The sequence below is a fragment of the Cupriavidus laharis genome (assembly GCF_914271435.1).
Classification (GTDB): Bacteria; Pseudomonadota; Gammaproteobacteria; order Burkholderiales; family Burkholderiaceae; genus Cupriavidus; species Cupriavidus laharis.
In genome coordinates this window covers 114,837-126,836 of record NZ_CAJZAI010000005.1, presented here as the reverse complement: position 1 = coordinate 126,836, position 12,000 = coordinate 114,837, and the positions used below count along the sequence as shown (strand labels likewise).

Here is a 12,000-nt window from a genome sequence, read left to right as displayed (position 1 = left end):
CGGTTTGGTCATGGGAAGCGGCCGCGTCGCGCGGTACGTGGTCATCGGAGGCATGTCTGGCCAGGGTGCGGGCATGTCCTGCAAACAGGACATCAGGCCGAAAGAGAGGACGACAGCGGCGTGGCGGCGGGATGCGCAACGTCGCCTGAGACGACGCCTCGATCGGGGGGCAAACCGGCGCCCAGGCATGGTGCGCCGGAACGCGAAGTGTTCCGCTGGCGCCAAAGCGCGTCAATGCGCCCGCACGATGTTGTGAACAGACGGCGGGTATCGAATCAGGGCGCGCGCAAGGTGTGCCCGGCCGCGCTCAGCGCAACAGGAAGGCGATATCCTCCACGCCGATCTTTGCGACAGGAATGCCGCGGCGGCGCTGGAACAGGATGTGCTGCTGCACGCGGCTGCGCTGCTCGGCAAACACATCGGGATTGATAGGCGTGCCGATGCGCATGTAATGCTGCACGAGCAGCTTGTAGGCGCGATGGCGTATCTGCAGGGTTTCGGTTTCGGCGCGCAGCCGCTTCATCTCGGCCGGGCTGCGGTCCACGGCCTGGTGGAGTTCGTCCACGGTGCGGGCGTGCAGTTCGCGGTAGACATCGCGCTCGGCCTCGGCCTGGTGCAGTTCATCGCGCAACGCGCGGATCTTCTGCTGCAGCTTCAAGGTCTGCGCCATGGCCTGCTGCACATTCCTCGCCGCACCCAGCGCCTGGCTGGCAGCGGCCATGGTGCTCTTCCAGATGCCGCGCTCGGCACCGTCGGATTCCTGCGGCCAGCCGAGTCCTGTTTCGGACAGCGTATCCATATTGACCCCCGGTAGAAACTGCCTGACCCGGCCGCGCATTCTTTGTGCGCGATGCCGATATCCGTCCTGCGTCAGGCCATCGTAGAGATATGTCTATCGGCAGCCAAGTCAAAAGTTTTTAGATCTGGATTGAGTGGGGGAACCGATGGGGAGAGGCAGGGCAGCGCGCGCAGAAACAAAAAACCCGACTCGGAAGAGTCGGGCTTTTACTGTTCTGGTGGCCTGGGACGGAATCGAACCGCCGACACAAGGATTTTCAATCCTCTGCTCTACCGACTGAGCTACCGGGCCAAAGAAGCGAAACTATAACAATGGATCCTGCGCCCGTCAAGCGTTCATTGCATCACTGTTCAGCCGGTTCCTGCTTGTTGCGGCTCAGTTCGACGCCGAGCTGCTTGAGCTTGCGGTACAGGTGCGTGCGCTCCAGGCCAGTCTTCTCGGCCACACGGGTCATGCTGCCGTGTTCGCGCACCAGGTGGTACTCGAAGTAGGCGCGCTCGAACAGGTCGCGTGCTTCGCGCAGCGGCATGTCGAACGAGAAATGCATTTCCGCTTCGGGCGGACGGGCCACATTGCTGCCATTGGGGGCAGCTTCGCCGCCGGCCTCGGTGGCCGCCGGCACCAGCGCAGCATCGACAGCAGGCGCCGCAGGCGCGGGCGCCACTGCAGGAGCCGCGCGCGGGCGTTCGATGCCTCGGGCGAGGCCCTGCTCCACCGCCGACAGCAGCTTCTGCAGCGCGATCGGCTTTTCCAGGAAATTCAGTGCGCCGATCTTGGTGGCCTCGACCGCGGTGTCGATGGTGGCATGGCCCGACATCATGATCACGGGCATTGTCAGCTGGCCTTGCGCGGACCACTCCTTGAGCAGCGTCACGCCGTCGGTATCGGGCATCCAGATATCGAGCAGCACGAGATCAGGGGTGGTGCCCGCCCGGTATTCGCGCGCCTGCTGCGCATTCTCGGCGACCTCGACCACATGGCCTTCGTCGCTCAGGATTTCCGAGAGCAGTTCCCGGATTCCCATTTCGTCATCGACTACGAGGATGGTTGCCATACTTCCCCTCTTAACCCCACCAAAGCGTTCCGTGACGGACCGCCAAGTTGACTATGCCAGTTTAACGAACAGGATCGAGATCTGTGCACCGACGATCTCGGCACCTTCCATTCGATTGCGCAGTTCTATGCGCGCGCCGTGTTCGTCAATGATCTTCTTTACCATTGCCAGCCCGAGACCCGTACCCTTGGCTTTGGTGGTCACATAAGGCTCGAACGCACGGCTCAGGATGCGCGGTGCGAAGCCCGGACCATTGTCCGCAATGGTTAGCTTGACTGCCTGACGGTTTTCGCCGGCAGAATCTTTATATTCTACAGTCTCGGTGTGTAGAGCGATATGGGGCGCCGCCCTACCGGCCGCGACGTTCTCGGCCGCGGCATCCTGCGAGTTCTGCAACAGGTTGTGGATCACCTGGCGCAGCTGCGTCGGGTCTCCCTTGATCTCGGGAAGGTCCGGGTTCAGCGTCGCATGGATCACCGGATGTTCCTGTACCGCCGGATCGTCGATGCCATACAGGTGCAGCACCTCGGTCACCAGCGCATTGATCTGCAGCGACTGCAGCACCGCGGGCGGCGTGCGCGCATAGTCACGGAAATCGTCGACCATGCGTTTCATCGCCGCCACCTGGTTGACGATCGTGGCCGCGCCGCGCTTTAGTACCTCGGCATCTTTATCTTCGAGCTTCGGCGAGAGCTTCATCTGCAGGCGTTCGGCCGAAAGCTGGATCGGCGTGAGCGGGTTCTTGATCTCGTGCGCGAGGCGCCGTGCCACCTCGCCCCACGCCACGGACCGTTGAGCCGAAATCACGTCCGAGATGTCATCGAACACGACCACGTAGCCGGGCTCGTCGCGCTCGCCGCCGGGCAGGCGCGCACCGCGTACGAGCAGCGTCAGCGGCTGCTCTTCATGGCCCTGAGGCAGCTCGATCTGCTTCTGCCAGTGCTCGGCGCCGCCCAGCACTTCGCGGGTGCTCTGATCGGAAAAGGCCTGGCGCACGATCTCGCCGAACGGGCCCATGCCCGGAATCTGCTCCACCGGCAGCCCCAGCACGGCGCCGAACGGCTGGCGGAAGATGCGTTCGGCGCCGGGGTTGGCGGTGATCAGCACGAAGCGCCGGTCGAAGACCAGCACGCCGGCAGTGAGGTTCTGCAGCACGCTCTCGAGATAAGCCTTGGACTGCTCCAGCGCCGAGCGGTTTTCTTCCACCGCCAGCCGCGCTTCGGCCAGCTGGCGGGTCATCTGGTTGAACTGCTGCGTGAGCATGCCGAGTTCGTCGCGGCTCTTCAGTTCGCGCTTTGGCGAGAGGTCGCCTTCGGCCACCTCCTTGGTTCCCTGCAGCAGCATCAGCAGCGGACGGGCGAGCTGGCCACCGAGCAGCAGCGCAAGCATTACCGCGATGAACACCGCGAGGAACAGCGTGAGCGTCAGCGTGCCGATGTACATCTTGCGCAGGCCGGTGCGGCCCAGCGCCTTCTCCTGGTATTCCTGGTAGGCACGCTGTACTTCATCGGCGTTGCGCGCGAGTACCGCCGGCACGGGATGCACGACCTGCAGGTAGCGCTCTTCGCGCACGGTGTCGCCCACCAGGCCGAACCCGCTCGACGGCGACTCTTCGGGCCGGCGCTCCACCGACAGGCCGGAGCCGGCCCAGCGCGTCTTCGGCGCGGCGGCGCGTGGCACGCTTGCCGCCGCCGTAGTGTCGCCGGCAGGCGCAGCGCCAAGCGGAATGATCACGCGCAGGCGGTACAGGTGGCTGCTGTCGATGTGCTCCCGGCGGTTGCCGTCCGCGGACGGGTCCAGACCGCCTTCCACGGCGGCATAGCCGCCCGCCAGGCGAGCCTGCTCGGCCAGCACGCCCGAAGGCAAGTCGGGAACCAGCGTCGCATAGCTGCTGGAAGCTGTCGCCAGCACGCGGCCGCTGCCGGTGAAGATCGCCGCTTCCTGTACGCCGTACTGTTCGCGCAGGCGGTTGAGCTGCAGCGAGGTGGCCATGCCGGACGGCCCGCTCAGCTGTTCCGCCATCAGGCGCGCCTTGCCCTGCAGGTCGGCCAGGGCGCTGTCGATGGTGGACCGGCCCAGGTTCAGGCCCGCTTCGAGCGCGGTTTCCACGCGCACATCGAACCACGATTCGATGCTGCGCGAAACGAACTGCAGCGACACCAGGTAGATCAGCACACCGGGCAGCACGCCGACCACGCCGAAGAATACGGCGAGCTTGGTCATCAGGCGCGTGCCGAACTTGCCGCGGCGATAGCGCAGCCACAGTGTCACCGCCAGCGCCCCGATGATGATCACCAGCAGTGCGCCGACCACCAGGTTGATCTTGAACAGCAGCGTGAAGTAGCGGTCGAAGAATTCCGTGTTGGCCGAAGCGCCGGCCAGCAGGCCTACCAGCACCAGGGCCAGGAAGACAATGATCCCGGCTACCACCCGGTAGAGCACGCGGCGGAACCGGCTGTCCCAGAGACTGCTGCTGTTCATGGCTGGACAGGAGCGGGCTGCACCAGCGCAGACGGCGAGAGCGCGGCCGACACGGCTTGAACGAAGGGGCCGGTGCGCGTGTCGGCGGACGCGGCTGGTGCGGAGGCGGGTACCGGAGGCGACGCCGGCATGGCAGGCGAGGCCGGTAGCGCGGGCGCTGGCGGTGGGGGTGGCGCAGGTGCAGGTGTGGGCGGTGCTGGTGGCGCGTTCAGGTCGGTGGGCACCGTATAGGTGAAGCGGCGCCAGTCCGAAGCCAGGTTCCATTCGCGTGTATTGACCGCATTGATCTGGAAGGGCTTGGGCAGTTGCGACAGGTCCAGCTTCATGCGCACTTCGGCATGGTAGGACTCGCCGGGCTTGACCGCGCCGCGGTCGAACACGCGCCAGCCATGCACGCGCTGGATGAACTGCAGTGCGCTCTTCAGGCGCGCGAACGGGAGTTGCAGGCCGCCCGTGGAAACGCGGTACTGGCGCGTGAGCGGCTGGTATGACAGGCGGATGGTACGGCTCGTATTGACGGGCTTTTCGTCGAACCAGTACCAGCGCGGGCGGGTGAGCTGGAACTCGACCGTGAAATACAGCGAGATGCCCTTGTTCAGCGCGTCTTCGAGCGCCGGAGGGAGGTCGAAGTCGAAGCTCGCCGTCAGTTCGAAGCCGTTGTCCTGGTATTCGATGCGCGCTTCGGTGGCCTCGATGACCTGCGCGGCGGCGGCGCCAGGCCACAGCAGGCAGGCCAGCATCAATGCAAGGGCAGCGCATGCGCGCCGCAGCCAGCCGGCCGTGTCACTGCACCATGCCCCGGCAACCGTGTGCGCTCGGTCGCCAGGGACGTGGAAGTCTGACAAGCGCAGCGTGCTCACCATCGGATCAGATCAGGCGCGTTTCTGGAAGCGGGCGTAGAAGAAGCCATCATGATCAGACGGCAGGCTGTCCCGGCCAGCATCGTCGTCGCTGGCGGGCTGTGTTGCATGGGAACCGGGCAGCAGCTGCCCCGGCGCCTGCAATCGTATCGCATCTGTCAACTGTGCACCAAACCAGCGCGCCTGCTCCTCCCCTTCCGTTGGGAAAATAGAACAGGTGACATACACAAGAATGCCGCCTGGCTTGAGCAGTGGCCAGAGTTGCGAAACGATGCGTCGCTGTTCATTGACAAGCCGGGCAATATCGGCTTCACGGCGCAGCCAGCGGATATCGGGGTGGCGGCGCACGATGCCCGATGCGGAGCAAGGCACGTCGGCCAGGATGCGGTCGAACGGTTGTCCGTCCCACCAGTCGCCGGGCCGGCTGGCATCGCCCACCACGATGTTCGCGCGCTTGCCCAGGCGCGACAGGTTTTCGTCGATGCGCGCGGCGCGCTGGGCGTCGCTTTCCACAGCGGTCACGTCGATGTCGGCCAGTTCCAGCAGGTGGCCGGTCTTGCCGCCGGGCGCGGCGCAGGCATCGAGCACGCGCATGCCGTCGGCGACCTCGAGCAGCGGCGCCGCGAGCTGCGCACCGGCGTCCTGCACGGAGACATCGCCGCGCGCAAACCCCGGAATCTGCGCGACCGGCACGGCGCGCACCAGCCGCACGGCTTGCGCGCCGACCGCGCGGCCGGCCAGGCCGGCATTGGCCAGCTCGGTCAGGTATTGCTGCAACGGGATGCGTGCCGTGTTGACGCGCAACGTCATCGGCGGACGGACGTTGGCGCTTTCTGCCAGCGCGGTCCACTGTTCGGGGTAGGCGTCGCGCAGCATGCGCAGCCACCATGCGGGCAGGTTCCAGCGTGCCTGCTCGTCGCGGTTGACTTCCGCCATCAGGGCCTTGCGTTCGCGCAGGAAACGCCGCAGCACCGCGTTCACCAGGCCGCGCGCATGCGCAGTCTTGGGTTCGGAGGCGGCGGCGCTGACGGCCTGGTCCACCACCGTGAACGCGCTGTAGCCGCCGCGGCCGGCCTTGGCCGCGTCGCCCTGCTCGCCTTCGAGCAGCAGCGACAGCGCGACGGCCAGCAGCGAATCGACCTGCGCGCCGGGCGGGCGCGTGACCAGCTGCGTCACCAGTGCGCGCGCGGTGCCGAACTGGCGCATGGTGCGGTAGGCCAGGTCCTGCAGGGCGCCACGCGTGGCGGCATCGCGCACGCGGTCCAGGCGCAGCTGCGCGGCGGTATCTTCAATGGCCTGCGGCAGGGCCGTGCCTTCATTGACGGCACGCACGGCCATGGCGGCACCGAGCATCTGGAAGGCAAGCGATTCGTGGGGCAGGCGCATATCGGGTAAGGCGTAAGACGTAAAAATGGAACAAAGGCAGGCGTGGCAACGGCTGCCCGGCCATGCAGGCGCACGCGGCGCCACGCGGGCAAGAAAAAGCCCGCTGGCTCGACGGGCAAGACAGCGGGCAGTTTACCCTGTGCGCGGGCGAGCCCCGGTTTTGTGCGCCGGGGCCTTGGGGCTTCAGGCCGGGTACGTGCCGGTCTGGGCCATCTGCATCAGCCGCGCGATGCGTTCCTCGGTTGCCGGATGGGTCGAGAACAGGTTGGCGATGCCGCCGCCCGACAGCGGGTTCATGATCATCATCTGCGCCGTGGCCGGATGCTCTTCCGCGGCCTGGAATGGGATGCCCTGCGCATAGCGGTGGATCTTGTCCAGCGCGCTGGCCAGCGCCTGCGGGTCGCCGCTGATCTCCGCGCCGCCGCGGTCGGCTTCGAATTCGCGCGCGCGGGAAATCGCCATCTGGATCAGCGAAGCCGCCAGCGGCGCGAGGATGGCCACGGCAATGCTCGCGATCGGATTGGTCCGGTTGCCGTTCTCGTCGCGCCCGCCGAAGAACATCGCCATGTTCGCCAGCGCCGAGATGGCACCGGCCATGGTGGCGGCGATGGTCGAGGTCAGGATGTCGCGGTGGCGCACGTGCGCCAGTTCGTGCGCCATCACGCCGCGCAGCTCGCGCTCGGACAGCACGCGCAGGATGCCGGTGGTAGCAGCCACCGCGGCGTGTTCGGGATTGCGGCCGGTCGCGAACGCATTCGGCGCATCCTCGTTGATCAGGTAGACGCGCGGCATCGGCAGGCCCGCACGCTGCGCCAGTTCCTGCACCATGCCGTAGAACTGCGGCGCGCTGCCCGCATCGACTTCCTGCGCGTTGTACATGCGCAGGACCATCTTGTCCGAGAACCAGTAGGAGAAGAAGTTCATGCCCAGCGCCATCAGCAGCGCGAACATCATGCCGTTGCGTCCGCCGATCATGCCGCCGATGACGATGAACAGCGCCGTGATGGCGGCCATCAGCATGAAGGTCTTGACCCAGTTGAACATTGACGTGATCTCCGTGTAGTCGTGTCCCGCGCCGCGGATGCGGCCGGGCGCGCTGACCATTAGATAGGGATGAAACGCTGAAAATTCAACGGCTTTGCGTCGGCGGCGCGATTCGGCGCTGCGCACAGGCCAGCCGCGCGCCCAATCCGGTGAAGGCCATGTCCGCCAGGCGGCCCGGGCAGCACTCCAGGTGGGTCAGCGTGCCTCCACGGGCACGGCGAAGCGGGTTCCCGGCGGCAGCGGCGTGCCCTGCAGGAACTGCTGCGCGGGCTGGCGGCGGCCACCGGGCTTCTGCAGCTCGGTGACCTGCAGCGCGCTGCCGTTGCCGCAGGCGATGATCACGCCGCTCGCATCCGAGGCCAGCACCGTGCCCGCCGGATGCGGCAGGTTGCTGCCGGCGGACAGCGGCACCGCTTGCCAGCACTTGATCACGGTACTGTCGAGCTGCAGCGTGGCACCGGGGAACGGGTTGAATGCACGGACCTGGCTGGCCAGCTCGGCCGCCGGGCGGCGCAGGTCCAGCGGGGCCTCGTCCTTGCCGATTTTCTCGGCGTAGGTGACGCCGGCATCGGGCTGCGGCGTGGCGGGCAGCGTCTCGCCCGCGGCGAGCTTGTGCAGTGCGTCGACGATCATGCGGCCGCCCAGTGCCGCGAGCTTGTCGTGCAGCGTGCCTGTGCTGTCGTCGGCCGCGATCGGCACCGACTCGCGCGACAGCATCGCGCCGGTGTCGAGGCCTTCGTCCATCTGCATCAGCGTGATGCCGGTCTCGGCGTCGCCGGCCTCGATCGCACGGTGGATCGGCGCGGCGCCGCGCCAGCGCGGTAGCAGCGAGGCGTGGATGTTCAGGCAGCCGAGCTGCGGCAGCGTCAGCACCTCGGCCGGCAGGATGAGGCCGTAAGCGGCCACCACCATCACGTCAGGCGCGATCTTCGCCAGCGTGTCGACGGCCTCTGCGGCCTCTTCGGGATACTTTCCCGTGCGGCGCAACGAGCGTGGCTGCAGCACCGGTTCGAACCCGCTGGCAACGGCGTACTGCTTGACGGGGCTCGCCTGGAGCTGCATGCCGCGGCCGGCCGGGCGGTCCGGCTGGCTGAGCACGGCGACTACCGGGAACCCGGCGGCATGGATGGCTTCAAGCGCGACACGCGCGAACTCGGGCGTGCCGGCAAAGGCGACACGCAGGGACTTGGCTTCGGACATGACTGGCTCCCTGATGCGGACCTGAAAGCAGAACCGGCCGCATAGCGGCCGGTACGTTTTTGACTTTGGAAGCCATAACGATAGCAGACACGGCGCGGCTGTCCCAGCCTGGGCGCCGCGTGCGTGCTGGTGCGTGCTGGTGCGTGTTACATGCGCACGCGTTCGCGCTTGTGCAGCTTGGACTTGATGCGGTTCTGCTTGAGCGGCGACAGGTACTCGACAAACACCTTGCCATGCAGGTGGTCTATCTCGTGCTGGACGCAGACTGCCAGCAGGTCGTCGGCGTCGAGTTCGAAGGTTTCGCCCTTTTCGTTGAGCGCGCGCACGCGCACGCGGTCCGGGCGCTCGACGCGGTCATAGACCTCCGGCACCGACAGGCAGCCCTCTTCCCAGACCTTGCGGTTGTCGCTGGCCCAGACAATCTCGGGGTTGATGAAGACCTGGAGCTGGTCACGCGTCTCCGACACGTCGATCACCACTACCTGCTCGTGCACATTGACCTGCGTGGCCGCCAGGCCGATGCCGGGTGCCTCGTACATGGTTTCCGCCATGTCCTTCACCAGCTGGCGGATGCGGTCGTCCACTTCCTTGACCGGCTTGGCCACGGTATGCAGACGGGGATCGGGATAGGTCAGGATGTCGAGTTTTGCCATGATGCTAGGGCGCAACGCCGGCTGCTCTGGGCTGTCCGGCCGCGTTGCGGCGGCGGGGGATTACATGCAGAATCGGGGCGCTAGTACAAAAATTCAAGGCGCGCCGCAGCAGGCACGCTCTCCAGGGTCAATCCGGCTGTTCTACCGGCCGGTTCACGAAAATGCGCGATCTTACCAAAGAACACCAGGCGGCGTCGGGCCGCAGGCTGCATGCGTTCACCCTTGCCATGTTGGGTGCAGTTGGCGTCACTATGACGACGACTGCTCCGGCCCTGGCGGCAGACCTGACGGTCACGCCCGCCCAGCACGCCGAAGCCCAGCGTGTGGCGCAGCAAGGGATTCCTTCCACGGACCTGGCGCCCAATGCGCCGTCCCGGTACATGGTGCGCAAGGGCGATACGCTCTGGGGCATCTCCGGGCAATACCTGCGGCAGCCATGGCGCTGGCCCGAGCTGTGGGGCATGAACCGGCAGCAGATCCGCAATCCTCATCTTATCTATCCTGGCCAGGTCCTGTACCTGATCCAGCGCGATGGCCGGGCCTGGCTGTCGACCACGCCGGGCGCCAACGATACCGTCAGGCTCACGCCGGCGGTGCGTGGCGACGCCGAAAGCGCCGCGATCCTCAGCATCCCGGCCAAGGACATCGAGCCGTTCCTGATCCGCCCGCTGGTGGTGGACCAGGGCACGCTGGAAACCTCGGCGCGCATCGTGGCCGTGCCGGAGTCGCGTGTCTACCTGGGCCGGGACGACACCGCCTATGCGCGCGGCATTGCGCCCGACACGGCGGCGGTCGGCAGCGACTGGCAGGCCTTCCGGCCGGTCACGCCGGTGCACGATCCGGTCACCGGGCAGGTGCTCGGGTATGAGGCCGAGTACGAAGGCAATGTGCGCCTGACCCGCGGGCCCGGTGGTCCGGATGCGGTGTCCACCCTGCGTGTGACGCAGGCCCAGCAGGAAATGGGCGTGGGCACGCTGCTGCTGCCCCAGCCGATGCGCGAGTCCGTGCGCTACGTGCCGCGCGCGCCGGATACCCAGATCGACGGCCGCGTCGCCAAGGTCTACGGTGGCGTGCAGTACGGTGGCGCCAAGCAGGTCGTGGTGCTTAACGTCGGCGCCAACGCCGGACTGGAGCCCGGCAACGTGCTGGCGCTGTCGCGCGCCGGCGAGGTCGTCACGGACCGGACCGACGGCAACCGCAATATCGTGCTGCCCGACGAGCGTTACGGGCTGGCCTTCGTGTTTCGCGTGTTCCCGGGCGTGTCATATGCCCTGGTGACCGATGCCTCGAACGTGATCGAAGTCGGCGATCGCGTCATCTCTCCGCGTTGACGGCCGGCCAGGCGCCGGCCGCCGCATGGCCGGACGCGGCACGGGACCCGGACGACACGCTGGCGTGGCTGCGCCTGGCGAGCGCGCCGGGCATCGGCCCGGTGACGGTGCGCCTGCTGCTGGCGGCATTCGGCCTGCCGCAGCAGGTATTCGCGCAAAGCGTGGAAGCGCTGTCGTCGGTCGTGCCACGCAAGCTCGCCGCTGCCGTCCTGGCTGCACCCGGAGCGACCATGGGCCAGGCGCTGGCCAAGACCATGGCGTGGCTCGATCAGCCCGGCAACCATCTGCTGACGCTGGTCGATCCGCGCTACCCGGTGCGCCTGCTCGACCTGACCGATCCGCCGCCGCTGCTATATATCAAGGGCGACCCCGCCGCGCTGGCGCGGCCCTCGCTCGCGATTGTCGGCGCACGCGATGCCACGGCGCAGGGCAAGATCGACGCTGAGGCCTTTGGCCGTTCCTTCTCCGAGGCAGGCCAAACCGTGGTTTCGGGACTGGCGCTGGGCGTGGATGCCGCTGCCCATGAAGGCGGACTGGCGGGCGAAGGCGGCACGGTCGCGGTGATCGGCACCGGCGCCGACCGCGTCTATCCTGCCCGCAACCTGAAGCTGGCCCACCGCATCGCCGAGCATGGCGCGATCGTCAGCGAATTCCCGCTGGGCATGCAGGGCTTCAAGGACAACTTCCCGCGGCGCAACCGTCTGATCGCGGCGCTGGCGCGCGGCGTGCTGGTGGTGGAGGCGGCAGCCAGGTCGGGCTCGCTGATTACCGCCCGGCTCGCCGCGGACCTCGGCCGGGAGGTATTTGCCATTCCGGGCTCCATCCACGCGCCGCTCTCGCGGGGCTGCCATCTGCTGATCCGCCAGGGTGCCAAGCTGGTCGAATCGCCAGAGGACGTGATGGAAGAGTTCGGCCTGCCGCTCCAGCCAGGAAAGGTGGCGAAGCCCGCACCGCCAGTGCCCAAGGCCTCGGATGATCCGCTGCTGGCCGTACTGACGCATGACCCTGTCACACTTGACGCGCTGTGCGAGCGCAGCGGCCTGGCTCCGGAAACGCTGGCCACGCGGCTGCTCGAACTGGAACTGGAGGGACGCGCGGAACGTCTACCGGGAAACCTCTTCCGCAGCCTGTCCTAGACTTCGCCAGTGGACCGGAGCCTATTGCCGATACAATCGGCGGTCCCTGGTGCCCG

The 12,000-nt window shown here is 67.0% G+C and carries 10 protein-coding genes and 1 tRNA gene; 2 read left to right on the top strand and 9 right to left on the bottom strand.

What is annotated here, in order from left to right:
- Positions 1 to 307: 307 nt before the first annotated feature.
- From LDO29_RS12750 to def, 9 genes are all read right to left on the bottom strand, one after another.
- A complete protein-coding gene (locus tag LDO29_RS12750; protein ID WP_224080149.1) occupies positions 308 to 799 on the bottom strand; it encodes a hypothetical protein in 492 nt (163 codons plus the stop codon).
- Positions 800 to 1,014: 215 nt separating this feature from the next.
- Positions 1,015 to 1,090, bottom strand: a tRNA-Phe gene (locus LDO29_RS12745).
- A 52-nt stretch (positions 1,091 to 1,142) separates the two neighbouring features.
- Entirely contained in the window at positions 1,143 to 1,853 is a 711-nt protein-coding gene (locus LDO29_RS12740; protein WP_224080148.1) for a response regulator, read from the bottom strand.
- Between the two features lie 51 nt (positions 1,854 to 1,904).
- Positions 1,905 to 4,334, bottom strand: a complete 2,430-nt coding sequence (locus tag LDO29_RS12735) for a sensor histidine kinase (RefSeq protein WP_224080147.1) — start codon at positions 4,332 to 4,334, stop codon at positions 1,905 to 1,907.
- On the bottom strand, positions 4,331 to 5,197 hold the full coding sequence (locus tag LDO29_RS12730) for a DUF4390 domain-containing protein (RefSeq protein WP_224080146.1): 867 nt from the start codon (positions 5,195 to 5,197) through the stop codon (positions 4,331 to 4,333). The genes LDO29_RS12735 and LDO29_RS12730 overlap by 4 nt, the downstream gene beginning before the upstream one ends.
- Before the next feature lie 9 nt (positions 5,198 to 5,206).
- Complete coding sequence (rsmB, locus tag LDO29_RS12725) at positions 5,207 to 6,580, bottom strand: 16S rRNA (cytosine(967)-C(5))-methyltransferase RsmB (RefSeq protein ID WP_224080145.1); 1,374 nt, start codon at positions 6,578 to 6,580, stop codon at positions 5,207 to 5,209.
- A gap of 183 nt (positions 6,581 to 6,763) precedes the next feature.
- Positions 6,764 to 7,624, bottom strand: a complete 861-nt coding sequence (gene htpX / locus LDO29_RS12720; RefSeq protein ID WP_041680095.1) for a zinc metalloprotease HtpX — start codon at positions 7,622 to 7,624, stop codon at positions 6,764 to 6,766.
- 195 nt (positions 7,625 to 7,819) lie between these two features.
- Positions 7,820 to 8,824 carry a methionyl-tRNA formyltransferase gene (gene fmt / locus LDO29_RS12715; RefSeq protein WP_224080144.1) on the bottom strand — a complete coding sequence of 335 codons (1,005 nt, stop codon included), beginning with the start codon at positions 8,822 to 8,824 and terminating at the stop codon, positions 7,820 to 7,822.
- A gap of 146 nt (positions 8,825 to 8,970) precedes the next feature.
- The gene (gene def / locus LDO29_RS12710) at positions 8,971 to 9,477 is read right to left on the bottom strand and encodes a peptide deformylase (protein WP_224080143.1); all 507 of its coding nucleotides are present in this window, start codon (positions 9,475 to 9,477) and stop codon (positions 8,971 to 8,973) included.
- A gap of 161 nt (positions 9,478 to 9,638) precedes the next feature.
- On the opposite strand from def, the gene LDO29_RS12705 reads away from it, so the two are divergent.
- Both LDO29_RS12705 and dprA read left to right on the top strand, forming a co-directional pair.
- Positions 9,639 to 10,808 (top strand): LysM peptidoglycan-binding domain-containing protein, encoded by a 1,170-nt coding sequence (locus LDO29_RS12705; protein WP_224080142.1) that lies wholly within the window; start codon positions 9,639 to 9,641, stop codon positions 10,806 to 10,808.
- Positions 10,805 to 11,944, top strand: a complete 1,140-nt coding sequence (dprA, locus tag LDO29_RS12700) for a DNA-processing protein DprA (protein ID WP_224080141.1) — start codon at positions 10,805 to 10,807, stop codon at positions 11,942 to 11,944. The genes LDO29_RS12705 and dprA overlap by 4 nt, the downstream gene beginning before the upstream one ends.
- Positions 11,945 to 12,000 lie beyond the last annotated feature (56 nt).